The sequence below is a fragment of the Micromonospora sp. NPDC050187 genome, assembly GCF_044459745.1.
In the GTDB taxonomy this organism is placed as follows: Bacteria; Actinomycetota; Actinomycetes; order Mycobacteriales; family Micromonosporaceae; genus Micromonospora.
On record NZ_JBITJH010000005.1, the window covers coordinates 370,311 to 394,051 of the forward strand.

Sequence of the window (23,741 nt, forward strand, 5' to 3'; positions counted from 1 at the left end):
CGTCGGGTCGCGCCACGTCGAGCGTGGCGGCAGGGATCAGTAGCGGACGGCGTACCGGTCCTCGTTGGGCATCAGGACCCAGAGCACCAGGTAGACGATGACCTGGGTGCCGGGCAGCAGCAGGGACAGCAGGAACAGCAGTCGGATGAACCCGGGAGACCTGCCGAACCGCTGGGCCAGGCCGGCACAGACACCGGCGAGCATGCGCCCCTCACGGGGCCGGACCAGTTTGCGACTCATCGTCGTCTACTCCCACTCTGCGGCGCTTTGGCCGCCTCTGCAATCCACGGTAGGCGGGGCGCGCCACCGCGCCCTCGGCCCGCAGGTGGATCGGCAACCGGCGTACCCGTAGGTGCTTACCCGCGCCGGAGGCGGGTGACCCCTCCCGGACGGCGGCGATCGGCGCGGGTGTGGTGGCGACCGATCGGGGAAACCGTGACCAGGGCGGGTACGCTCGCCGGCGGCCCCGCCGACGTCGCCGGGGCCGAGGGGAGGGGTGCGAATCATGATCAGCGTCTTCGATCTCTTCAGTGTCGGCATCGGGCCGTCCAGTTCGCACACCGTGGGGCCGATGCGCGCCGCGCGCACCTTCGTCGAGGGGCTCAAGGCCGATGGGTTGCTCGCCGGCACCGCCCGGGTGCGGGCCGAGCTGTTCGGGTCGCTCGGCGCGACCGGGCACGGGCACGGCAGCGACCGGGCGGTGCTGCTCGGCCTGGCCGGCGAGGCACCGGAGACGGTCGACACCGACGGCGTCGGCCCCCTGGTGGACCGGGTCCGGGCCGACCGGCGGCTGCGCCTGCTCGACGTGCACGAGATCGACTTCGACCCGGACCGGGACCTGATGCTGCACCGGCGGCGGTCGCTGCCGTACCACCCGAACGGGATGACCTTCACCGGGTACGACGCCGACGGGGCCGAGCTGCGCACCCGCACGTACTACTCGGTCGGTGGGGGGTTCGTGGTGGACGAGGCGGCGGCCGGCGCGGACCGGATCCGGCCGGACACCACCCCGGTCCGGTATCCGTTCGCCACCGGTGCCGAGCTGCTGGCGGTCACCACCGCCACCGGGCTGTCGATCAGCGACGTGATGCTCGCCAACGAGCGGTCCTGGCGGAGCGAGGCGGAGGTCCGCGCCGGCCTGCTGGAGATCTGGCGGGTGATGCGGGAGTGCGTCGACCAGGGCTGTGCGCGCGACGGTGTGCTCCCGGGCGGGTTGAAGGTCCGGCGGCGCGCGGCCGAGCTGCGCCGGGGCCTGGAGGCGGACGCCGGCAGCGCGGACCCGCTGCGGGTGATGGACTGGGTGACGCTGTTCGCTCTCGCCGTGAACGAGGAGAACGCGGCCGGCGGCCGGGTGGTCACCGCCCCCACCAACGGGGCGGCCGGGATCATCCCGGCGGTGCTGCACTACTACACCCGCTTCGTGCCGGGTGCCGACGACGAGGGCGTGGTCCGCTTCCTCCTGGCGGCCGGGGCGATCGGGGTGCTCTTCAAGGAGAACGCCTCGATCTCCGGTGCCGAGGTCGGCTGCCAGGGCGAGGTCGGTTCGGCCTGCTCGATGGCGGCGGCCGGGTTGGCCGAGGCGCTGGGCGGCACCCCGGCACAGGTGGAGAACGCCGCCGAGATCGGCATGGAGCACAATCTCGGCCTCACCTGTGACCCGGTCGGGGGTCTGGTGCAGATCCCCTGCATCGAGCGGAACGCGGTGGCTAGCATCAAGGCGATCACGGCAGCCCGGCTCGCGCTGCGGGGCGACGGGGTGCACGCGGTCTCCCTGGACAAGGTGATCAAGACGATGCGGGAGACCGGCGCCGACATGAAGGTCAAGTACAAGGAGACGGCACGCGGGGGTCTCGCGGTCAACGTGATCGAGTGCTGAGCCCGGGGGCCGGGCGACCCGTGTAGCGGCATCCCGGCGAACCGGTCGCCGGAGTGCGGGCCGGGGCGGGAGGCGACGGTGGCGACCGGTGCCGCGACCCTGTGGTCGTACCGCAACGCGCTGCGTATCCTGGTCCGCCGCGACCTGGCGGTGAAGTACCAGCGGTCCGTGCTCGGCTACCTCTGGTCGCTGATCGAGCCGCTCGGCCTGGGCGCGGTCTACTACTTCGTCTTCGGGGTCCTGTACGCCCGGGACACCGGCCGGCACCTGGGCGAGGCGGCCGGGTCGTACCCGCTCTTCCTGGTCGCCGGGATCTTCGCCTGGCAGTGGACCGCTTCGGCGATCAGCGAGGCGGCCAACGCGCTGACCGGCCAGGCCCGGCTGATCACCGTGCTGAACGTGCCCCGGGAGGTCTTCCCGGTCGGCCGGGTCGCCGGCCGGTTCGCCGAGTACGTCGCCGGCCTGCCGATCCTGGTCGGCGTCGCCGCGGTCTACGCCCTGCGCGGCCGGATCGACCCGGGTGTCTCGCTGCTCGCCCTCCCGTTGGCCCTGCTGGTGCAGGCGGTCCTGCTGGTCGGGGTGGCGCTGCTGCTCTCCGCTCTCAACGTGCTGGTGCGCGACGTGGAACGGGTGATGCGTCTGGTGCTCCGGCTGCTCTTCTACGCCACGCCGATCATCTATCCGCTGAGCCTGGTCCGGGACTCTGCGGCCCCCGGGTGGTGCAAAGCGGTCTACGAGCTGAACCCGCTGGTCGGCATCGTGCAACTGCACCACGCGGTCTGGTATCCGGACGAGTTCCCGGACACCCGGCTGCTGGTCACCTCGGTCGCCGGCAGTCTGCTCGTGCTCGTCGCCGGCCGGCTGGCGTTCCGCCGCCTCGAACCGGCCGTGCTGAAGGAGTTGTAGGGCGTGCGGACCGGGAAGCGGCGGTCGTGACCGCCATGATCGAGGCGGACGGGCTGGGCATCCGGTTCGTCCGTAACCGACGACGGCGGTTGCGCCTGCGCGAGCTGGTCGTCCACCGGGGCGGCCGGACACCGGACGGCGGTCGGTTCTGGCCGCTGCGGGAGGTGTCGTTCACCGTCGCCGCCGGGGAGCGGGTCGGGGTGCTGGGGCGTAACGGCAGTGGCAAGAGCACCCTGCTGCGGCTGATCGCCGGGGTGCTGATCCCCGACGAGGGACGCATCCGGGTGCACGGTGCGGTCGCCCCGCTGCTGGAACTCTCCGCCGGCTTCGCGGGCGACCTGACCGGGCGGGAGAACCTGCACCTGGTCGGTGGCCTGCACGGTCTCTCTCCGGATTACCTCCGGCGGCACTTCGATGACATCATCTCCTTCGCTGGCGAACAGGTCGAGCGGGCCGTCGACACCCCGGTACGGCACTACTCATCCGGGATGAAGATCCGGCTCGGCTTCGCGATCGTCAGTCGGCTGCCGCACCCCGTGCTGCTGATGGACGAGGTGACGGCCGTCGGGGACGCGGAGTTCCGCGCGAAGTGCTACGCCACGATCGACCGACTGCTCGCGGAGGGGCGCACCTTGGTGCTGGTGTCACACAACGAGAAGGACCTGACCCGGTTCTGCCGTCGGGGTCTCTACCTCGACGGTGGCCGGTTGACCGTCGACGGGTCGCTGGACGAGGCGCTCGCCGCGTACCGCCGGTCGGTCACGCGGTGACGCTGGCGATCGTGCTCGCCGCCGGGGGACCGGCGGCGACGCTTCCCGACGACACCGTTCCCCACCTCGCCGCGCAGTGGCGGACCGCCGGGGCGGACGACGTGCGCGTCGCCGCCGACCTGCGCGAGCTGGCCGCGCTGGCCGAGCGCGCGACCGGGCCGGTGCTGGTCTCCGGAGCGGACCTGGTGGCCCACACCACCGTGCTGAAGCACCTGGCCACCAGCCCGGTCGCCGGTACGGCCGCGCTGGTGCTCGCCGACCCGCCGGCCGCCGGCCGCGCGACGGTCCGCGAGGAACGCGGCCAGGTCATCGCCGCCGCCCCGGCCGGGAGGCTGCCTGACGCCACCGGCAGCTTCGGCGGGGCGTTGCGCGTCGTCCCGGCCGACCTGCCCGCGCTGGTCGCCGCCGCCCGTACGGCCGCCGCCACGCCCGCCCCCGCCGGCATGCCCGCCGACCCGACCGGTTTCCCGTCCGACGCCACGCCGGTCGGCACCGATGTGGACCGGCTCTTCGCCGCGTTCACCGCCACCGGGGCGCTGACCTTCGCCCACCGGGTACGTCTGCTCGTCGCGCACCGGGTCGTGGACCCGGCCGGGCTGGCCGCCGCCCGTGCCGAGCTGGCCGGGGTAGACGAGGACGCGGCCGAGCTGCGGCTGTCGGTGAAGGAGCGGGACGACTTCTTCACCACGTACTTCGTCAGCAGCTGGTCGCCGTACGTGACGAAGGTCTGCGCCCGGCTCGGGCTGACGCCGACCGGGGTCACCATGATCTCGGTGCTCTTCGCCGTGATCGCGGCGGTGCTGTTCGGCGTCGGCGGGCGGCCCGCGTTGGTGGCCGGCGGCGTGCTGCTCTACCTCGGGTTCATGCTCGACTGCGTGGACGGGCAGCTCGCCCGGTACACCCGCGACTTCAGCCCGTGGGGTGGCTGGCTGGACACCATGGCCGACCGGGCCAAGGAGTACATCGTCTACGCCGGTCTCGGCTTCGGGATGACGCACGCCGGGCTGGGCGACGGTTGGGTCCTGGCGCTCGCCGCGATGACCCTCCAGACCGTCCGGCACCACACGGACGCCTGGTACGGGGTGCTGCACGACGCGGCGGCCCGCCGGCCGAAGGCCGTCAGCACGGGCGGCGGCATCGGCGACAAGCTGAACGCCGCGTCGAACCGGGTGCAGGCCGACACCGGCTCGGTGTCGTACTGGCTGAAACGGACCGTGGTCTTCCCGATCGGGGAACGCTGGGCGCTGATCGCGCTCACCGCCGCGCTCTTCGACACCCGGGTCGCCCTGATCGCCGTGCTGGTCTGGGGTGTCCTGGCGTTCGCGTACACCGGTGCGCTGCGTACCCTGCGGGCCCGGTTCATGCGGGTGCCGGCGCTCGGCACGGTCGACGCCGGTCTGCACCGCGACGACGGTCCGCTGCTGCGCCGGTTCGGCGGCCGGATCCCGGCGCAGCTCCCGCTCGCCGTGCTCGCCGTGCTCGCCGCGGCGGGCCTGCTCGGGGTGGCGCTGGCCGACGGCGACACCGCCCGCTGGGTCGCCCCGGTGGGGTTGCTGGTGCTGCTCGCCGCCGGACTGGCTGCCCGGGGCCGGGCCGAGGGTGCGCTGGACTGGCTGGTGCCGGCCGCGCTGCGGGCCGCCGAGTACGTCTTCGCGATCGCCGTCGGGGTGGCCGGCGACGTGCCGCTGCCGCTGGTCTTCGGGTACGTCTTTGTGCTCACCCTGCTCCACTACGACCTGGTGGCCCGGTTGGAGAAGCGGCAGCCCGCCCCGCCGCTGCACGACCTCACGCTGGGCTGGGAGGGGCGCTCGGTCCTGCTGGTCCTCGCGCTGATCGCCGGATTCGCGTGGGTGGGGATGGCTACACTCGGTACGTACCTTTTCGTGGTTTTCGTGATGAGTGTGGTCGCCGCCTGGGTGACCGTCCCGGCCCGCGCGGCGCGTACCGCCCCGGCGCGGTGAGGGGACGCCGCGCGGTGGGCTGACCGGGGGGCCCGGGATGGCGCTGATCAGCTTCGTCGTACCGGTCCACCGGGTCCAGGGCTACCTGCGCGAGTGCCTGGACTCCCTGCTCGGGCAGGCGTTCGACGACGTCGAGGTGATCGCCGTCGACGACTGCTCGCCGGACGCCAGCCCGGAGATCCTCACCGGCTACGCCGGCCGGGACCCCCGGGTCCGGCTGGTCCGGCTGGCCGGCAACGTCGGGCTCGGTCCGGCCCGCAACGTGGGGCTGGACCGGGCCACCGGCGAGTACGTCTGGTTCGTCGACGGCGATGACTGGCTCGCCCCCGGGTGCCTGCCGGTGGTCGCCGAACGGCTCCGCGCCAACCGGCCGGACGTGCTCCTGGTCGACCACGTCCGGGTGCACTGGAACGACAGCGTCACCCGTAGCGCGTTGCGGGACGTCCACCCGGAGCCGGTCGGGCCGGAGACGTTCCGGCTGCGGGACCGCCCCGAGGTGGTCGGGCTGCTGCACACCGCCTGGAACAAGCTGGTCCGGCGGGAGTTCCTGGTCTCCCTCGGGCTGCGGTTCGCGCCCGGCTGGTACGAGGACGTCTCGTTCAGCTACCCCGTGCTGCTGGCCGCCGGGCGGATCGGCCTGCTCGACCGGGTCTGCGTCAACTACCGGCAGCGGCGGGCCGGGGCGATCACCCGTACCCCGGGGGACCGGCACTTCGACGTCTTCGCCCAGTGGGAGCGGGTGTTCCGGTTCCTGGCCGACCACCCGGCTGCCGCCGGGGCGCAGGAGCTGCACCCGGTGCTGTTCGAGCGGATGGTCTGGCACTACCTGACGGTGCTCGGCAACGGGGAACGGATCGCCCCGGAGCTGCGGGCGGCGTTCTTCGAGCGGATCGTCGCCGACCACGCCCGGTGGCGGCCCCCGAACGGCTACCGCATGCCGGACGGGGTCGAGGGGCTCAAGCACCGGCTGGTGGCGGCCGGACGGTGGCGTACCTTCAGCGGGCTGCGCGGCGTCCACCAGGCGGGGGTGACGGCCCGGCGGACCGCGCGGGCGGCCCGACGGCGGGCTGCCCCGGTGCTGCGCGGCGCGGCGCGACTGACCCGGGACGCCGCGCTGCTCGCCGGCTACCGGGCGGAACTGCGCCGGCCGGTCGACCCGACGCTCGCCGTCTACGCCGCGTACTGGTACCGGGGGTACGCCTGCAACCCGGCCGCGATCGACGCCGCCGCCCACCGGCTGGCCCCGCACGTCCGCAGTGTGTGGATCGTCCGGCGGGACCGGGTCGACTCGTTGCCCCCCGGCCTGGAGTACGTGGTGGCCGGCACCGCCGCCTACTTCCGGGCGCTGGCCCGGTCCCGGTGGCTGGTCAACAACGTCAACTTCCCCGACCACGTGCGCAAGCGCCCCGGCACGGTGCACGTGCAGACGCACCACGGCACCCCGGTCAAGGTGATGGGGCTGGACCAGCGGCGGTACCCGCTCGGCGCGCCCGGGATGGACTTCGCCGCGCTGCTGCGCCGGATCGACCGGTGGGACCACAGCATCTCCTCGAACAGCTTCTCCACCCAGATGTGGGAGCGGGCGTACCCGGCGTCGTACACCACGCTGGAGGTGGGCTATCCGCGCAACGACCGGCTGGTGAACGCCACCGCCGACGAGATCGCCGACGTCCGGGTGGGGCTCGGTGTCGGGCCCGGGGAGCGGGTGGTGCTCTACGCGCCCACCCACCGGGAGCACCTGCCCGGCTACCGTCCCCCGTTCGACCCCCACCGGCTGCTCGACGCGCTCGGCCCCGCCGGGCGACTGCTGGTGCGCAGCCACTACTTCCACGACCGCGAGCCGGACGGCGCGCCCGCCTGGCCGTCCGGCGACCCCCGGGTGACCGATGTCAGCGGGTACGACCCGGTGGAGGACCTCTACCTGGCCGCCGACGTGCTGGTCACCGACTACTCCTCGGCGATGTTCGACTTCGCGGTGCTGGACCGGCCGATCGTGGTGTACGCGCCGGACCTGGCGGCGTACCGGCTGGCGCGGGGGGTCTACTTCGACGTGACCGAGGAACCGCCGGGCGCGGTGGCGACCACCTTCGCCGACCTGGTCGACGTGTTCCGCTCCGGGGCGGTCGACTCGGCCGCCGCCACCGGGGAACGGCAGCGGTTCCGGGCCCGGTTCTGTGTCTGGGACGACGGGCGGGCCGCCGAACGGGTGGTCCGCCGGGTCTTCCTCGGCGAGCCCGGCGGCGACGAGCCGGGTGACGTGGGATGACGCGGAAATCGGGGCGGAGGGAGGGACGGTCGGCTTAATAGGCCTGTCACGAGGCGAACATCACACGTTTACCCGATGTCCCGATTCCTTGATGCTGGTCACAGTCAATGCGGTGTCCGCGACGACCAGCGGGAGGTGACGGGTGGCCACCGTCGCGTTGAAGGATGTCGCCAAGGTGTTCCCGAACGGGACGCGCGCGGTGGACAACGTCAGTCTCGATGTGAACGACGGCGAGTTCATGGTGCTGCTCGGGCCGTCGGGCTGCGGGAAGTCGACGGTGTTGCGCATGATCGCCGGTCTGGAGGACCCGACCAGCGGCGCGGTGATGATCGACGGCGAGTACGCCAACGACCTGACCCCGCGTGACCGGGGGGTCGCCATGGTCTTCCAGGACTTCGCGCTCTACCCGCACATGACCGTGGAGGACAACATCGCCTTCCCGCTCAAGCTGACCGGGATGGAGTTGACCCCCCGGGAGGAGCGCGTTGCGAGCGTGGCCAGCGCGCTGGGTATCGGGGACGTGCTGGGTCGCCGGCCGAGCCAGCTCTCCGGCGGGCAGCGGCAGCGGGTCGCGATGGGCCGCGCGATCGTCCGTCGGCCCCGCCTCTTCCTGATGGACGAGCCGCTGTCCAACCTCGACAGCGGCCTGCGTGCCGAACTGCGGGCGGAGATCTCCGGGCTGACCCGGGAGCTCGGCGTCACCACCATCTACGTCACCCACGACCAGGCCGAGGCGCTGACCATGGCCGACCGGGTCGCCATCATGCGCCGGGGCGTGCTTCAGGACGTCGGCACCCCCACCCAGGTGTACGGCCGCCCGGCCACCCTCTACGTCGCCGCCTTCCTCGGCAGCCCCCGGATGAACCTGCTGGAGGCGTCGGTCTACGTCCACCTCGACCGGTACGTGGCGCTGAACCTCGGCGAGCAGTCGCTCTACCTGCCCTGGGACGACATCCGCAGCCGGGCGGTGGCGCACTACCACGGTGAGCGGATCGTGGTCGGGATGCGCGCCGAGGCGTTGACCCCGGTCGCGCCGGACGCCCCGGGCGACGTCCTCCAGGGGCGGATCCGCTTCCTGGAGCACCACGGGCACGAGTCGCTGGCCTTCCTCGACGTCGGTGCGACGGCGGTGGTGGTGGACGAGATGGGCCGTCGGGTCGACGTGGACGACACCGGCTCCGGCTCGCGCGGCCTGCGCCGGGGGCTCGGGCAGATGGTGCAGCGGCTCACCGGCCGGTCGGCGGAGCCGGTGCCGGAGCGGCCGGTCGTCCCCGACAACCGAGCGAGCGTGCTCGGCGAACCGGGCCGGCACCACCGTCGCCCGGCGGAGCTGTCCGTCCGGCTGGCCCCGTACCCGGCGGTGACCGCCGGTCAGCAGCTGGCGGTCTCGGTCCGGATGGACGCCGTGCACTTTTTCGACGACCGGGGCGACCGGATCGACGTGGGCTGGCGGTGAGCGGACGCCGGTGACGGCCGGGCGGCTGCCCCTTGCCCAGCAAGTTACCGGTCAGTAGCCTCTCTGGGTATGTCGATTGACTCGCGTCAGGTGGCTGCCGGTCTGCTGGCAGCGGTGCCGTTCGTCCGTACCCTCGACCTGGAGGTCGTCGAGGTCGCGTCCGAGGCCGACGGCGGTGTCCGGGCCGTGCTGCGACTGCCCGACACCACGGCGACCCACAACCACGTCGGCGGTCCGCACGCCGGGGCGATGTTCACCCTCGGCGAGAGCGCCTCCGGCGCGGTGGTGCTGGCTGCCTTCGGCCACCTGCTCGACCGGGCGACGCCGCTGGCCGTCCGGGCCGAGATCGGCTACCGCCGACTGGCGATGGGGCCGGTCACCGCGACCGCCCGCCTCGGCCGACCGGCCGCCGAGGTGGTCGCCGAACTGGAGGCCGGCCGCCGGCCGGAGTTCCCGGTGCCGATCGAGATCACCACCGCCGACGGCACCCCCACCACCACGATGACCGTGATCTGGACCCTGCGTCCCAACTGAGCGCTGTCGGCGGGTGGGAGCGGAATGAGGTTTGTGGGCACTTTCCACTGGTTAGATTCAGAGGGTGCTGGGCCTACCCGATCACGTGACCGCCTGTCTCTTCGATCTGGACGGCGTGCTGACCCAGACCGCCCGGGTGCACAACGCCGCATGGACCGAGGCCTTCGACGCGTTCCTGCGCGCGCGGGCCACCGCCACCGGCGAGCCGTACCGCCCCTTCGACCCGGGGGACGACTACAACCGCTACGTCGACGGCCGACCCCGGGCCGACGGGGTCCGCACCTTCCTCTCCTCCCGGGGGATCGCCCTGCCCGAGGGGGCCCCGGACGACCCGCCCGGGGCGGAGACCGTGCACGGGCTCGGCAACCGCAAGAACGTCGTCCTGCTGGAGCGGCTGCGCACCGGCGGCGTCGACGTCTATCCCGGCTCGGTGGCGTACCTGGAGGCGGTGGCCGCCACCGGGCTGCGCCGGGCGGTCGTCTCGGCCAGTGCCAACTGCCGTGAGGTGGTCGCCGCCGCCGGCCTGGAACACCTGCTGGAGGCCCGGGTGGACGGGCTGGTCGCCCGCGCCGAGGGGCTGCGTGGCAAGCCGCACCCGGACACCTTCCTGGCTGCGGCGCGGCAGCTCGGCGTCGTACCGGCCCAGGCGGTGGTCTTCGAGGACGCGCTGGCGGGGGTGTCCGCCGGCCGCGCGGGCGGGTTCGGCTACGTGATCGGCGTCGACCGGGTCGGGCAGGCCGACGAGCTGCGGGCCCAGGGCGCCGACATCGTCGTACGCGACCTCGGTGACCTGCTCGACGCGGGGATCCGCGGGTGATCCGGGAACGGGCCTATCCGGTCGAGCCGTGGCACGTACGGGAGGTGCTGCTCGACCTGGACGTGCTGGCCCAGTCCGAGTCGATCTTCGCCCTCTCCAACGGGCACATCGGGCTGCGCGGCAACCTTGACGAGGGCGAACCGCACGGCCTCCCCGGCACCTACCTGAACTCCTTCTACGAGCTGCGCCCGCTGCCGTACGCCGAGGCCGGGTTCGGCTTCCCGGAATCCGGGCAGACCATCGTCAACGTCACCAACGGCAAGCTGATCCGGCTGCTCGTCGACGACGAGCCGTTCGACGTCCGGTACGGCGAACTCCTCGACCACGAGCGGATCCTCGACCTGCGCGCCGGCACCCTGCACCGGTACGTGCACTGGCGCTCCCCGGCCGGGCGGGAGGTCAAGGTGCGCAGCACCCGGCTGGTCTCGTTCCGCCAGCGTTCGGCCGCCGCGATCAACTACGAGGTCGAGGCGGTCGACGGGCCGCTGCGGTTGATCGTCCAGTCCGAACTGGTGGCCAACGAGGCGCTGCCCGCGCAGAGCAGGGACCCCCGGGTGGCGGCGGTGCTGGAGTCGCCGCTGCTTGCCGAGGAGCAGCTCACCCGCCACAACGGCGGACTGCTGATCCACCGGACCAAGGTGAGCGGCCTGCGGGTGGCCGCCGCGATGGACCACGAGGTACGCGCCCCGGCCGACGTGACGATCGACACCGAGGGGTACGACGACTGGGTGCGCACCACCGTCGGCTGTGTGCTGGAGCCGGGGGAGAAGCTGAACGTGGAGAAGCTGCTCACGTACAGCTGGTCCAGCCAGCGGTCCCTGCCGGCGCTGCGTGACCAGGTCGGTGCGGCGCTCGCGGCGGCCAGGCTGGACGGCTGGGACGGGCTGCGCCGGGAGCAGCGGGAGTACCTGGACGAGTTCTGGGACGCCGCCGACGTGCGGGTCGAGGGCGACCCCGAGGTGCAGCAGGCGGTCCGGTTCGGGCTGTTCCACGTGTTGCAGTCCGGGGCCCGCGCCGAACGGCGACCGATCTCGGCCAAGGGGCTGACCGGCCCCGGGTACGACGGGCACGCGTTCTGGGACACCGAGATGTTCGTGCTCCCGGTGCTCACCTACACCCAGCCGACGGCCGTCCGGGACGCCCTGCACTGGCGGCACTCCACCCTCCGACAGGCCCGGGAACGGGCCCGGACCCTGAACCTGGACGGGGCGGCCTTCCCCTGGCGCACCATCGAGGGGCCAGAGTCGTCGGCGTACTGGCCGGCGGGGACGGCCGCCTTCCACATCGCCGCCGGTGTCGCCGACGCGCTGCGCCGCTACGTCCTGGTCACCGGGGACACCGAGGTGGAACAGTCGGTCGGGCTGGAACTGCTGGTCGAGACGGCCCGGTTGTGGCGCTCGCTCGGGCACCACGACCGGGACGGCCAGTTCCACATCGACGGCGTCACCGGCCCGGACGAGTACACCGCGGTCAAGAACGACAACGTCTACACCAACCTGATGGCCCAACGGAACCTGCTCGCCGCCGCCGACGTGGCGATGCGCTACCGCGACCAGGCGTTCCGGCACGGGGTCACCGAGGAGGAGGCGGCGGCCTGGCGGGACGCGGCCAACGCGATGCACATCCCGTACGACGACGAGATCGGGGTGCACGAGCAGGTCGAGGGCTTCACCCGGCTGGAGGAGTGGGAGTTCGAGCACACGCCGTCGGACAAGTACCCCCTGCTGCTGCACTACCCGTACTTCGACCTGTACCGCAAGCAGGTGGTCAAGCAGGCGGACCTGGTGCTGGCGATGCACTGGCGCGGGGACGCGTTCAGCCCGGAGGAGAAGCTGCGCAACTTCCTCTACTACGAGCGGCGCACCGTCCGGGACTCCTCCCTGTCGGCCTGCACGCAAGCCGTGCTGGCCGCCGAGGTGGGCCATCCCGAGCTGGCGCACAGCTACCTGCGCGAGGCCGCGCTGATGGACCTGCACGACCTCAACGAGAACACCCGCGACGGCGTGCACATGGCATCCCTGGCCGGGGCGTGGATCGCCCTGGTCGCCGGGTTCGGGGGGCTCCGCGACCACGACGAGGAGCTGTCGTTCTGCCCCCGGCTCTCCAGCCGGCTCAGCCGCCTGGAGTTCTCACTCCAGTGGCGGCAGCTCCGGCTGCGGGTGGACATCCGGGCGCACCAGACGACGTACTCGTTGCGGCACGGCGGACCGGACTCGGTGCTGGAGCTGCGGCACCACGGCGAGCCGATCCGGGTCACCTGCGACCAGCCGGTCACCATGCCGGTGCCCCCACCCCGCCCGTCCGGCCCACCCCCGATCCAGCCCCCCGGCCGAGCGCCGCTCCGCCAGGCCGACAAACTCCGCGAGTAACCCCCGCGCATCCCACCCCACACGGCCCCCACCCGCCGGCCCCCACCGCCCCGTCGATCATGGAGTTCGGGCACCGGACAAGCCGCACAAACACCACTAGTCAGGCGCCACGCCACAACTCCATGATCGACGGAGCGAGTCCGGGTGGAGGGTCGGTCAGAGGTGTCCGCCGGTGGTGGGGCGGCCCGCCGCGTCGTGCGGGGCCATCGCCCTCGGGTCGTCGGCGGTACGCGCCTGGGCCGCCTCGTCCGCCCAGTCCCGGCCGCGCTCCTCGTCGGTACGCCGCCGCTGCTCGTCGGCCTGCTGCTTGCGGGACTCCTGCCGCTGGCCCATGCCGGTCCTCCCCGTCTGATGGCGGCCGTGTGCCGGCCGTCTCGTGGCGGACGTCGCCCGCCGGTCGCCCACGGCTACCCGGGCCCGGCACCGGCAAACCCGCGCCACCGACCCGGCCGCCGCCCACCGCGGGCCCTCCGTCTCGTTGCGGGTCCCGGCGACGGTGGGAGTGCCGGCGACGGTGGGAGTGCCGGCGGCCGAGCCGGGTAACGCACGCGGAGCCGGCGCAGTGGCCGGCGGTTGCGGAGGTCGGACCATGGACGTACGCGCCACCGAGACGACGATTCCCGTCGCGAACGCACCCGCCCGGGGCACCGGCGTACCCTCGGGGGCCGCGCTCACCGCGGACCTGCTCGTGCCCGCCGAACCGGTCGGGGTGGTGCTGTTCGCGCACGGCAGCGGTTCCTCCCGGCGCAGTCCGCGCAACGTGGCGGTGGCGCACACGCTCAACGACCGGGCGCTCGCCACCGTCCTGGTGGACCTGCTGACCCCGGAGGAGGCGCGGGTGGACGAGCGGACCGCCGAACTCCGCTTCGACATCGAACTGCTCGCCGGCCGGCTGGCGGGGATCGTCGACTGGCTGGCCGCCGAGCCCGCGCTGGGGCGGCTGCCGATCGGCCTGTTCGGGGCGAGCACGGGGGCGGCCGGGGCGCTGGTCGCGGCGGCGGACCGGCCGGACCTCGTCCGAGCGGTGGTCTCCCGGGGCGGTCGCCCCGACCTGGCCGGTGCCGCCCTGTCCCGGGTACGCGCGCCGAGCCTGCTCCTGGTCGGTGGCCGGGACGAACAGGTGCTGGCGCTGAACGAGTCGGCCCTGTCCACGCTCGACGGGGTGGGCGAGCTGCGGGTGGTGCCCGGTGCGACGCACCTGTTCGAGGAGCCGGGCACCCTGGAGGAGGTCGCCGACCACGCCGGCGCCTGGTTCACCACCCACCTGCGCTGAGCCTCCCACCGGCCGATCCGGTGACCCGGCCGACCCGGCCCGAGGGTGCAGGCGGTGACCGGGATCGGGGTCCGGTCAGGCGGGCCCGGGTTCGGGTCCGGGTTCGGCGGTGTCGGGCAGGTGGAGAGCCTGTTGGCGGGCGGCTTGCTGGCGGTGCCGCTGGATGGTGTCGACCACGCGGTAGGTGACGGCGGTGATCGGCACCGACACGAAGGCCCCGGCGATACCGGCGACCAGTGTGCCGGCGGTCACCGCCACCAGGATCACCGCCGGGTGCAGCCGTACCTGGCGTTTCATGATCAGGGGTTCCAGCAGATTGCCCTCGGCCTGCTGGACGGCGATCACGGCGGCGAGCACCAGCAGCGCCGTGCCGGGACCGTTCGCGGCGAGCGCCACCAGGACGGCGACCGCGCCGGCCACGGTCGCCCCGATGATCGGGACGAACGCGCCGATGAAGGTGATCAGCGCCAGCGGGAAGGCCATCGGCACGCCCAACAGCACCAGGGCCAGCCCGATGCCGAGCGCGTCGATCAGGGCGATCATCATCGTCCCCCGGCTGTACGCCCCGAGGGTGCGCCAGCCGGCCCGTCCGGCGGCGGCGGCCACCGCCCGGTTCCGCTCGGAGACCCGCCGCACCACCCAGTGCCACATCGCCCGGCCGTCCTTGAGCAGGAAGAAGAGCAGGACGAGGGAGAGCAGCACCGACCCGGCCACCTCGGCGGCGGTGCGGGCCCCGGACACCGGATCCGGTGAGCTGCGGTCCATGCCGCTGCGGGCCTGCTCGGTCAGCCGCTCGAGCTGGGTCTCGCTGACCGGCAGCGTCGAGGTGACGAAGTCCCGGGTCCGTTGCACGCCCTGGTCGAGTTCGCCGGCCAGGTCCTTGAACTGGCCGGCGGTCAGGCTCCAGACCAGCGCGACGGTGCCGAACAGCACGCCGAGCAGCAGCAGCACGGTGAGCAGTGCGGCGAGGGTCCCGGGCAGCCGCAGCCGGCGCAGCAGCCGGGTCACCGGGTCGAGCAGTGCGGTGAGGAAGAGGGTCACGGCGAGCGCGATGGCCAGCGGGGCGAGCAGCACCGCGATCCGGCCGAGCAGGTAGAGGGCGGCGACCATCACCACCAGGCAGGCGCTCCACACGACCACCGACCGCACCAGCCAGGGCAACCGGTCCCAGGTCCCCCGCAGGCCGCCCGGCCCCGGCCGGTCCGGGGTGTGCCCCTCGTCGTCGACCACGTCGGCCCTCCTCGATCCCGACCGGAGGTACCCGTCCATCCCACCTGCGACACCCCGGCGCGGTGGGACGTGGCCGGCGGCCGGACCGGTGTGCTCCGTTTGCCCCTCAGGGCCGGGGGAAGGCTGAGAAGGACCGACAGCGAAAGGGGAGAACCGTGAGTGACTTCATGGACAAGGCCAAGGACTTCGCCGACAAGCACGACAAGCAGGTCGACCAGGGGCTGGAGAAGGGCGGCGACATGGTCGACCAGCGCACCGGCGGCCGGTACGACGAGCAGATCGACCGGGGCGTGGACCAGGCGCAGTCGCGTACCGGCGAGGGCGACCAGGCACGCTGACGGCTCCCGGGCCGCGCCGGGGGGCTCTGGTCAGGATCGACCACTCTCGCTACTATCCGCAGTCAGGCCATGACTCGACGTCGAGTCGTGTGTCGCGGACGTGCAGCCGCGCTCGCGCGGACGCCGACGAGAGGACGTCATCCGGTGACCGACACGATCGCGCACCCGTACCCGTTCAACCCACCTGACCGGCTCAACCTCGATCCCCGGTACGCCGAACTCCGCCGCGACGAGCCACTCGTCCGCGTCCAGTTGCCGTACGGCGAGCCGGCCTGGCTGGCGACCCGGCACGCCGACGTCCGCATGGTCCTCGGCGACCCCCGGTTCAGCCGGGCCGCCTCGGCCGGGCGGGACGAGCCGCGCAACGTGCCGGAGCAGCGGGAGTCCGGCATCCTGGGGATGGATCCGCCGGAGCACACGCGACTGCGGCGGGTGGTGGCGAAAGCGTTCACCGCCCGCCGCGTCGAGCAGCTCCGGCCGGGCACCCGCCGGGCCGCCGAGGAACTGGTCGACGGCATGGTCGCCGCCGGTGCCCCCGCCGACCTGGTCGCCCACCTGGCGACGCCGCTGCCGATCCGGGTCATCTGCGACCTGCTCGGCGTGCCGGTCACCGACCAGGACCGGTTCCACACCTGGTCCGAGGCGATCGTCTCGACCACCGCGCTCAGCCCGGAACGGGCCCGCGAGTACGTCGACAACCTGCTCGAGTACATGGCGGGGCTGGTCGAGCAGCGCCGGACTACCCCCACCGACGACCTGATCGGCGCGATGGTGCGCACCCGCGACTCCGACGGTGACCGGCTCAGCGAGGACGAGTTGGTCCGCCTCGCCGCCGGCCTGCTCGCGGCCGGGCACGAGACCACGGTGAACCAGATCCCCAACCTGGTCTACGTGCTGCTGACCAACCCGGAGCAGTGGGCGCGACTGTGCGCCGAGCCCGGCCTGGTGCCGAGCGCCGTCGAGGAGCTGATGCGGTTCGTCCCGCTGGGGGCGACCGCCGCCTTCCCCCGCTACGCCACCGAGGACGTCGAGGTCGGCGGGGTGCTGGTCCGGGCCGGCGAGCCGGTGGTCGTCTCGATCCACTCGGCCAACCGGGACGAGCGGGTCTTCACCGACGCGGACCGGATCGACCTGGCCCGCCCGGTCAACCCGCACGTCGCCTTCGGACACGGGGTGCACCACTGCGTCGGCGCGCAGTTGGCCCGGATGGAACTCCAGGTCGTCCTGGAGACCCTGGTCGAACGGACGCCCGGTCTGCGGCTCGCCGTGCCCGAACCGGAACTGACCTGGAAGACCGGCCTGCTGGTACGCGGCCTGACCAGTCTGCCGGTGAGCTGGTGAGCGAAAGGAGAGCCTGGTGACCTCGTCGTGGCGGGTGAGCGTCGACCCCACCCGGTGCATCGGATCCGGCATCTGCACGGGCGCGGCGCCGGACCACTTCGTCCTCGTCGACGGCCTGTCCTGCCCCCGGAAGGAGCTGATCGAGCCGGCGGACCCGGTGATCGACGCGGCCGAGTCCTGCCCGATGGAGGCCATCCGCGTCTCCGACGCGGCCAGCGACCGCCGGATCGCCCCGGAGCTGTGAACCCGGCCGCACCCGGTCGACGTGGTGCGGCACCTCCGTGGGCCGTGCCGCCCGTGGAGGTGCCGCGACGCAGGACCGGCGGCGTCGGTCAGCTGCCGCCCTCCGGCCGGTGTCCGGTCAGCGGTGCTGCTTCTCCCGCAGCTCCGCCATCGTCGTGGGACGGCCGCTGAGCGCGTCCCGCATCCGGTCGACCAGACCTGTGCCGGGGGCGAGCAGCTTGTTCGCGGGCGGGTGGTCCGGCGCGGCCGGGTGCGGCCGGGTCGGCGCGATCCGCTTCGTCGCCGTGACCTTCTCGGCGAGTTCCACCAGCTCCTCGTGCGCGCACGCGGCCCGCAGCCGGGGGAACAGGTCGGTCTCCTCCTCCTGCACGTGGTGCCGGATCGTGCTGGTCAGGTGGGCGAGGAGCTGGTCGAAGCGCGGGTCGGACGGGTCCACCGACTCCAGGTCCTTCATCGTCCGTTCGGCGTCGGCGTGCTCGGAGATCTCGTGATCGGCGACCTGGTCACCGTCCGGGAGCGCCTTCCGGGCGGCCGGATAGACGTACGCCTCCTCGGCGACGCTGTGCCGGACCAGTTCGGCGATCACCACGTCGACGAGCTGTCGACGGTGCTCCGGGGTGCCCTGCCGGCTCTCCAGCTCGACGAAGATCGCCTCGACCTCGCGGTGGTCAGTGGTCAGGACGTCGATGACGTCCCGGCCCGCAGTGGCCTGTGGGTTGGTCATGTCGCTGCCCCCTACCGGGAGTGGATCGTTGCGGATGCTCCCTTCCGTACCCCGCGTTCCGTCGACCAATCCGCGACGTTCCGTTAATCCGGTGCCGCGCCGGACACGACGCGGGGCCGGCCTCCCCGGCAGGGAGACCGGCCCCGGCGTTCCGGCGGTCAGGAGCGGTGGCCGGTCAGGAGCTGTAACCGCGCTCGGCGATCCAGTGGGCGAGGCGCTCGGTGGTCATCCAGTACTCGCCCACCGGGTCGGCCGGGTCGGCGATCCGGACGACGTCGCCGCCGTCGCGGTAGGCCACCACGGTCAGGTAGTGCCCACCGGGGTACGAGTGCGTGCGACCGTCGACGTCGACCGCGCTGCCCTTGATGTTCGCCACGACCGGGTCCCCGGCCTCCAGCGCGTCGACCACGTCCGCGCGCAGCCGCTCGACCTGCTCGCGGCTGGCCGCCGACTCCCGGATCTCGGTGGTCCGGTAGCCGCCGGTCAGCTCGTTGAGCACCCGGGTGACGTCCTCGGCCGAGTTGGTGCCGGCCTCGGTGGTGCCGAGCTTCCTGGCGAGGTCGTCCTGGCTGAGGTGCTTGCCGGCGGCGCTCAGGGCGATCCGGGTCGCGGCCGGCCCGCAGTAGTAGAAGTTGGGCTGGGCCTGGTATTCGATGCCGACCGCACGCTCACGGCGACGGTCGTCGCGGCGGTCGCGGTCGTCCCGGCGGTCGCGGTCGTCCCGGCGGTCCCGGTCGTCCCGGCCGTCACTCCGGCCCCGGTGGTCCCGGTCACCCTGGTCGGCGCGGGGTGACGAGGACGGGAACCTGTCGGCCTTCGGGGGCGTGGCGTGGGCGGCCACGGCCGGTCCGGCGACCGCGCCACCGGTGAGCAGCAGCCCGGCGACCGACAGCATGCTCTTGCGCAGCATCCAGTTCATGTCGAAGCTCCTTCGGGGGGTCGACGTCCGCGCCACGGGGTCGGCGCGCGGACACCTGCACCGAGTCAGGGTTTCGGCTGTCCAGGAGATCGCCCCTGCCGGGGCGTACCGGGGGTGTCAACGACCCGTCCCCGCCAGCCATTCCGCCCCCGCCCGACCGGGAGTTCGCGGCACCGGGGTCAGAGGGTCCCGAGGAGACGGGTGACGGTGATCTCGATGACCACCCGGGCGGGATTGGCCCGGGGCGGGCGGTACCGCTCGGCGTAGCGACGTTCGGCCTCAGCCACCGCCGGGGCGTCGGCACGGACCACGGCCCGGCCTTCGATGGTGAGCCAGCGCCGGCCGTCGACCTGGCACACCGCCACCGGTGCCCCCTCCGGACCGGCGGCGGCGACGTGATGGGCCTTGTGGGACGTCCCCGAGGTGATCACCCGGGCCAGACCGGCCGCTGGATCGAAGGTCACCCCCACCGGTACGACGTGCGGAGTGCCGTCCGGGCGCAGCGTGGTCAGCGTCGCGACGTGCCGTTCCCGGCAGAACGCGGCGACCCGTTCGTCGTGCGGGTCGAGCTGGTGTCCGCCCCCGGTCCGCTGGCGCATGTCGTCCCCCGTCTTCCGGTCACCGCGATCATGGCACGGTCGTCCCGGCGCGGGGCGGATGTCCGGTCCGGTGTCAGGCGACGGCGGCGCGTCCCTGCCGGAACTCCGGTCGACCCGGGCGGTTTTCGGCGACCGTCGGCTGCTCGGTGCCGGGCAGGGGGAGCACGTCGTCCGAGGTCTCGGGCTCCCGCCCGACGGCCGCGAACGCCTCGTCGCGCAGGCTGCGGGCGGACGCGGCGGCCAACTCCGCGTCGTGCCACGCTGTGCGCTCCCGTTCGGCGGCGGCCCCGTGTCGGGCGAGCAGGTGGTCCCGGACGGCCCGCCGCAGCACCAGTTCCTGCTCGACCGGGTGCAGCCGGGGGTCCCACCCGTTACGGTGCGCGAAGACGTCACTGAGCTGTTCCTCCGACAGCTCCCGACGCCAGTACGCGGCCAGCGCGGCCCGGTGCAGGTAACGCTCCCGGTCGGCGTATTCGGCCGGGGTCTGTGGAGTGTGCGGCAGGGGCAGGGCCGCGGCGGCGTCCAGGCGGCGCAGGGCCGCCTCGGCGTCCTCGTACGCCTGCCAGGCGGCTTCGACCGCCTCCTGGGCGGCGAGCCACTCGGCCCGCCGGCGCTCGGCGGTCACTGCGGCGCGCTCGGCGGCGACCGCCACCTCGTCGGCGTACCGGTCGAGGTCCTGTCGTTCCCGGGCCACCTCCAACTCGGTGGGGAGTACGGCCTGGCGGATGCGGTGGCCCGCGCGGAACCGGTCCGGGCGGGCGAGCAGGGTGGCGACGGCGGCCACGATGACGCCGAGGAGGGCCAGCCAGATGACGGCGGCCCGGGGTACGTCGAGCAGGACGGAGGAGAGGACGGTCTGCATCACCAGCACCTCGTGAGGGGAGGACGGGACAGGACTCAACGGGGTGCCCGGTCCGGGCGGGCACGGGGCGCGCGAGCGCGGCGGGACTCCCCGCCCACGGCGGACGTCGACCGGTCGGTCACGGGATCGTCCGGCCGGTCGGCCGTGGACGGTCGGTCAGGCCCGGGGCGGGCCGCGTCGGCCGACGCACCCCTGTCCGGGGTCGGCGGCCGGCGGCGGAAGCGGCGCGGTGACCGTGGTGGGGGTGTCCGGGTCGTCGGCGGGGCGGACCGGCGGCCCTCCGGCGTCGACGTGCTCGTCGACGGGGCGGGGCGGCACCGGTGCCACGACCGGCCGGGCGGCCGGGTGCGGGACGCTGGCGACCGGGGCCGGCCGGAGCTGGGGCAAGGCCGGTGACGACGCCTCGGCCGGGGCGGCGGCGGCCCCGCCGAAGGTCACCGTCAGGACCAGGGCGGTCAGCGCCAGGCGGGTGAGCACGCGCAGCGCGCGCAGCATCGTCGGCCCGATCGGGCGGACGAAGGCGGGTGGCTGCACGGTTCCAACCTAACGGCCGATCCGCCCGGTTGCCCGTCGGCGACCGTGGTGTGACCGGATCCACCGTTCGTCCCGGTCGCATCGCCGCTGGTCACGACCGCCACCAACGTCATCGCCGGACGGGCCGCCCGTCGACCGCCGTAACACCGAAGCCGGTCCCGCGTCGCGGCACATGCACTGTGGAGCGTCGAGGGTGGGCGGGCCGACGTCAGGAGGCGGGCGAGGGGGCGGCGACCGGGTCGGCGTCGCCCTGTTCGGTGAAGAGCGCGAGCAGGGCACCCACGTGCTGGTACGCCTCGGCGGGGTGCCGGAAGCGCCCGGCCGGGTTCACCGTGTACTCGTTGCGTCGACCGACCCGGGTGCGTTGGAGGTAGCCACCGGCCTCCAGGTCGGCCACGATCGCCTGCGCGGCCCGCTCGGTGACGCCCACCTCGTCGGCGACGTCCCGCAGCCGGGCGGTGGGGTTACGGGCGATGGCGAGCAGTACGTGTGCGTGGTTCGTGAGGAAGGTCCAGTTCCGTTGGCTCCCGTTCACACGCTGCGTCGTCGCCATGACCGTCATGTTATGGCCCTCCCTTCGCATTCGGCATTGCGCCCTCCGCTGTCAACACCTGAAATGCATATCACGTATCCCTTGACGTAGTTTGCGCTCCGTGTGACCGTGATGGCTGGCCGTGTCTCCCCCCGTCGGGCGGGCGGCCCCGGTCCGTAGGAGGGGTGGAGGAGCCATGGCCGTTCCTGGTGCACAGCAGTCTCCGACAAGTCCCGCGCAGGCGCTGGTCGAGCTGCAGTCGGGCAACCGGCGCTTCGTCACCGGCAACCCGCTGCACCCCAACCAGGACGCCGGGCACCGGGCCGCGGTGGCCGACGGGCAGCACCCCTTCGCGGTCGTGCTCGGCTGCTCCGACTCCCGGCTGGCCGCCGAGATCATCTTCGACCGGGGCCTCGGTGACCTCTTCGTGGTCCGGACCGCCGGGCACATCGTCGGCACCGAGGTGCTCGGCAGCGTCGAGTACGCGGTGAGCGTCCTGGAGACCCCGCTGGTGGTCGTGCTCGGCCACGACTCCTGCGGGGCGGTGCAGGCAGCCCGGGAGGCCGACGGCGCCGGGACGACGCCCCCCGGCTACCTGGGTGCGGTCGTGGGAGCGGTGGTGCCGAGCCTCCGCCAGGCCGCCCGGCAGGGCATCGACGACATCGACGGGATCGTCGACATCCACATCGACCACACCGTCGAGATGTTGCTGGAGCATTCGGTGACGCTCAACCGGGCGGTGCGGGAGGGGCGGTGCGCGGTGGTCGGCATGTCGTACCGGCTGGCCGCCGGTGAGGTGCGGGTGGTCCGCTCGGCGTCCGCCACCGAGGACGTCGCCCTCGCCGCCGGCCCGGTCGCCCCCTCGGCCCGCCACTGACCCGGCCGGTCCCCTCGGCCCGCCACTGACCCGGTCGGCTCCGGCCGGCCGCGCGAACGGGCCCCGCCTCCGGTCGAACGGATGCGGGGCCCGGGTCTTCGTGCGCGGGGTCAGAGCATGGACACGTGGACGTGGTCCGTGTGGTCGGAGGGCCCGCTGTACGAACTCCAGCCGGTCGCCGGGAACCAGATCTGCTTGTTCCAGATCACGTAGTAAATGCCCAGCCGGTCGGCGTTACGGACCAGGAACGCGGTGAGGTTGTTCCCGTACATCCGCTCCTTGTTGGTGTCCCACCGGCTGAACCCCGACTTCTGGAGCGACCAGTCGCAGGCCCGCCCCTTGGGGTGCTCGTACGGCCCACCCGGTCGGTAGCACCCGACGAACATGTCGAAGCCGGCCCGCTTGACCTCCTTGTACATGTGCAGGGTGCGCGGGGTGATGCAGCCGCCGGTGGTCGGGTCGTCCTCGGTGCAGCCCAGCGGACGCCAGTTGCCGTTGCTGTCCCGCCCGGGGCCGATCCGGGCGACCGGGGAGGTGGCGTCCACCAGGCCACCGGTCAACCCGACGCCGCCGACCAGGGCGAGCGACTTCTCCGCCTCGCGTTTGCGCTTCTTCAGGATGTCGGCCTGCTTCTGCTGCTCCAGCACCTCGGCGTCGAGCGCCTTCTTGGCTCGTTCCGCCTGGTCCTTGGCGGCGGCCACCGCGGCGACCTTCTTGCTGTTGACCATGTTCATCTCGTCCAGCGCGCTGGCCCGCTTGACGAACGAGTCGGGTGTGTTGCTCTCCAGCAACATGGAGGCGGGGCCGACCCGGCCGGTCATGTAGGACCGCACGGCGATCGTGGCCACCTGCGGCGTGAGCGCCTTCAGCTCGTTCTGGGCCCGCCGGACCTCCAGGGCGAGGGTGAGCTGACGCTTCTGCGAGGCGTTGAGTTTCGCCTGGGCCTGGGTGTAGCTCCGGTTCGCCTCCTCGATCACCTCGTTGAGGAGCTTCGGCTGCTCTCCGTCGTGCCCAGACGGGCTCGACGGCTCCGCCAGCGCCGGCGCGGGCCCGGCGGCCACGGCGAAGGCGGCGAGCACGGCCACGACAGGCTTCAGCCAGCGGCGTAGGGGTGCCGTCACAGTCTTCCCTTCCGTCGACCGCCGACCGGGTTAGCTGACGGGTTCGGGGCGGAAGTGGCCCCTACCGCTGACGCGGATGCACCCCATGAACCTGGTTCCCCGATTCGCCGGTGGGCGATTAGGCGGTGGCCCCGCTGGCGCCGGTGCGCGCCTTCGGCGGTAACCGGCAGCGAGGTTACCTGACAGTGGGCGT

Annotated in this window: 24 protein-coding genes and 1 riboswitch; of the genes, 14 read left to right on the plus strand and 10 right to left on the minus strand. The window is 73.2% G+C overall.

The window, feature by feature from the left end; genetic code table 11:
• Window positions 1–36: 36 nt before the first annotated feature.
• Window positions 37–240 (minus strand): PspC domain-containing protein, encoded by a 204-nt coding sequence (locus ACIBJE_RS11460; protein ID WP_396746532.1) that lies wholly within the window; start codon window positions 238–240, stop codon window positions 37–39.
• A gap of 265 nt (window positions 241–505) precedes the next feature.
• Between ACIBJE_RS11460 and ACIBJE_RS11465 the strand changes: the two genes are divergently transcribed.
• The 9 genes from ACIBJE_RS11465 (at window position 506) to ACIBJE_RS11505 (ending at window position 12,955) form a co-directional block, all read left to right on the plus strand.
• Window positions 506–1,876: an L-serine ammonia-lyase gene (locus ACIBJE_RS11465; protein ID WP_396746535.1), complete on the plus strand. Its 1,371-nt coding sequence runs from the start codon at window positions 506–508 to the stop codon at window positions 1,874–1,876.
• A 78-nt stretch (window positions 1,877–1,954) separates the two neighbouring features.
• On the plus strand, window positions 1,955–2,782 hold the full coding sequence (locus ACIBJE_RS11470; RefSeq protein WP_396746538.1) for an ABC transporter permease: 828 nt from the start codon (window positions 1,955–1,957) through the stop codon (window positions 2,780–2,782).
• Window positions 2,783–2,817: 35 nt separating this feature from the next.
• Window positions 2,818–3,552: an ABC transporter ATP-binding protein gene (locus ACIBJE_RS11475; protein ID WP_396746729.1), complete on the plus strand. Its 735-nt coding sequence runs from the start codon at window positions 2,818–2,820 to the stop codon at window positions 3,550–3,552.
• The gene (locus ACIBJE_RS11480) at window positions 3,549–5,513 is read left to right on the plus strand and encodes a DUF5941 domain-containing protein (protein WP_396746541.1); all 1,965 of its coding nucleotides are present in this window, start codon (window positions 3,549–3,551) and stop codon (window positions 5,511–5,513) included. Before ACIBJE_RS11475 ends, ACIBJE_RS11480 begins: the two co-directional genes overlap by 4 nt.
• Before the next feature lie 37 nt (window positions 5,514–5,550).
• Window positions 5,551–7,779 (plus strand): CDP-glycerol glycerophosphotransferase family protein, encoded by a 2,229-nt coding sequence (locus ACIBJE_RS11485; protein ID WP_396746543.1) that lies wholly within the window; start codon window positions 5,551–5,553, stop codon window positions 7,777–7,779.
• A 142-nt stretch (window positions 7,780–7,921) separates the two neighbouring features.
• Window positions 7,922–9,235, plus strand: a complete 1,314-nt coding sequence (locus tag ACIBJE_RS11490) for an ABC transporter ATP-binding protein (protein ID WP_396746546.1) — start codon at window positions 7,922–7,924, stop codon at window positions 9,233–9,235.
• 69 nt (window positions 9,236–9,304) lie between these two features.
• Entirely contained in the window at window positions 9,305–9,769 is a 465-nt protein-coding gene (locus ACIBJE_RS11495; RefSeq protein WP_396746548.1) for a DUF4442 domain-containing protein, read from the plus strand.
• A 64-nt stretch (window positions 9,770–9,833) separates the two neighbouring features.
• On the plus strand, window positions 9,834–10,586 hold the full coding sequence (locus ACIBJE_RS11500) for an HAD family hydrolase (protein WP_396746551.1): 753 nt from the start codon (window positions 9,834–9,836) through the stop codon (window positions 10,584–10,586).
• On the plus strand, window positions 10,583–12,955 hold the full coding sequence (locus ACIBJE_RS11505) for a glycoside hydrolase family 65 protein (protein WP_396746554.1): 2,373 nt from the start codon (window positions 10,583–10,585) through the stop codon (window positions 12,953–12,955). Before ACIBJE_RS11500 ends, ACIBJE_RS11505 begins: the two co-directional genes overlap by 4 nt.
• Window positions 12,956–13,111: 156 nt before the next feature.
• Here ACIBJE_RS11505 and ACIBJE_RS11510 read toward each other — a convergent pair whose 3' ends face one another.
• Entirely contained in the window at window positions 13,112–13,288 is a 177-nt protein-coding gene (locus ACIBJE_RS11510) for a hypothetical protein (protein WP_396746557.1), read from the minus strand.
• 256 nt (window positions 13,289–13,544) lie between these two features.
• On the opposite strand from ACIBJE_RS11510, the gene ACIBJE_RS11515 reads away from it, so the two are divergent.
• Entirely contained in the window at window positions 13,545–14,228 is a 684-nt protein-coding gene (locus ACIBJE_RS11515) for a dienelactone hydrolase family protein (protein WP_396746560.1), read from the plus strand.
• Between the two features lie 75 nt (window positions 14,229–14,303).
• Here ACIBJE_RS11515 and ACIBJE_RS11520 read toward each other — a convergent pair whose 3' ends face one another.
• Complete coding sequence (locus ACIBJE_RS11520; RefSeq protein ID WP_396746563.1) at window positions 14,304–15,458, minus strand: AI-2E family transporter; 1,155 nt, start codon at window positions 15,456–15,458, stop codon at window positions 14,304–14,306.
• 155 nt (window positions 15,459–15,613) lie between these two features.
• On the opposite strand from ACIBJE_RS11520, the gene ACIBJE_RS11525 reads away from it, so the two are divergent.
• From ACIBJE_RS11525 to ACIBJE_RS11535, 3 genes are all read left to right on the plus strand, one after another.
• A complete protein-coding gene (locus ACIBJE_RS11525) occupies window positions 15,614–15,796 on the plus strand; it encodes an antitoxin (RefSeq protein ID WP_396746566.1) in 183 nt (60 codons plus the stop codon).
• A gap of 144 nt (window positions 15,797–15,940) precedes the next feature.
• Window positions 15,941–17,137 carry a cytochrome P450 gene (locus ACIBJE_RS11530; protein ID WP_396746569.1) on the plus strand — a complete coding sequence of 399 codons (1,197 nt, stop codon included), beginning with the start codon at window positions 15,941–15,943 and terminating at the stop codon, window positions 17,135–17,137.
• Window positions 17,138–17,153: 16 nt separating this feature from the next.
• Complete coding sequence (locus tag ACIBJE_RS11535; RefSeq protein WP_396746572.1) at window positions 17,154–17,381, plus strand: ferredoxin; 228 nt, start codon at window positions 17,154–17,156, stop codon at window positions 17,379–17,381.
• 117 nt (window positions 17,382–17,498) lie between these two features.
• Here ACIBJE_RS11535 and ACIBJE_RS11540 read toward each other — a convergent pair whose 3' ends face one another.
• From ACIBJE_RS11540 to ACIBJE_RS11565, 6 genes are all read right to left on the minus strand, one after another.
• Window positions 17,499–18,104: a hemerythrin domain-containing protein gene (locus tag ACIBJE_RS11540; protein WP_396746575.1), complete on the minus strand. Its 606-nt coding sequence runs from the start codon at window positions 18,102–18,104 to the stop codon at window positions 17,499–17,501.
• A 175-nt stretch (window positions 18,105–18,279) separates the two neighbouring features.
• Window positions 18,280–19,023, minus strand: coding sequence for a C39 family peptidase (locus tag ACIBJE_RS11545; RefSeq protein WP_396746578.1), 744 nt, complete (start codon window positions 19,021–19,023; stop codon window positions 18,280–18,282).
• A gap of 179 nt (window positions 19,024–19,202) precedes the next feature.
• Window positions 19,203–19,622: a pyridoxamine 5'-phosphate oxidase family protein gene (locus ACIBJE_RS11550; RefSeq protein WP_396746581.1), complete on the minus strand. Its 420-nt coding sequence runs from the start codon at window positions 19,620–19,622 to the stop codon at window positions 19,203–19,205.
• A 73-nt stretch (window positions 19,623–19,695) separates the two neighbouring features.
• Window positions 19,696–20,484 (minus strand): hypothetical protein, encoded by a 789-nt coding sequence (locus ACIBJE_RS11555; RefSeq protein WP_396746732.1) that lies wholly within the window; start codon window positions 20,482–20,484, stop codon window positions 19,696–19,698.
• A gap of 156 nt (window positions 20,485–20,640) precedes the next feature.
• A complete protein-coding gene (locus tag ACIBJE_RS11560) occupies window positions 20,641–21,018 on the minus strand; it encodes a hypothetical protein (protein ID WP_396746584.1) in 378 nt (125 codons plus the stop codon).
• A 208-nt stretch (window positions 21,019–21,226) separates the two neighbouring features.
• Window positions 21,227–21,580, minus strand: a complete 354-nt coding sequence (locus ACIBJE_RS11565) for a helix-turn-helix transcriptional regulator (protein WP_396746587.1) — start codon at window positions 21,578–21,580, stop codon at window positions 21,227–21,229.
• Window positions 21,581–21,746: 166 nt separating this feature from the next.
• Between ACIBJE_RS11565 and ACIBJE_RS11570 the strand changes: the two genes are divergently transcribed.
• Window positions 21,747–22,427, plus strand: coding sequence for a carbonic anhydrase (locus tag ACIBJE_RS11570; protein ID WP_396746590.1), 681 nt, complete (start codon window positions 21,747–21,749; stop codon window positions 22,425–22,427).
• Between the two features lie 110 nt (window positions 22,428–22,537).
• Here ACIBJE_RS11570 and ACIBJE_RS11575 read toward each other — a convergent pair whose 3' ends face one another.
• Window positions 22,538–23,548: a coiled-coil domain-containing protein gene (locus ACIBJE_RS11575; protein WP_396746593.1), complete on the minus strand. Its 1,011-nt coding sequence runs from the start codon at window positions 23,546–23,548 to the stop codon at window positions 22,538–22,540.
• 3 nt (window positions 23,549–23,551) lie between these two features.
• Window positions 23,552–23,683: riboswitch (cyclic di-AMP (ydaO/yuaA leader) on the minus strand.
• Window positions 23,684–23,741 lie beyond the last annotated feature (58 nt).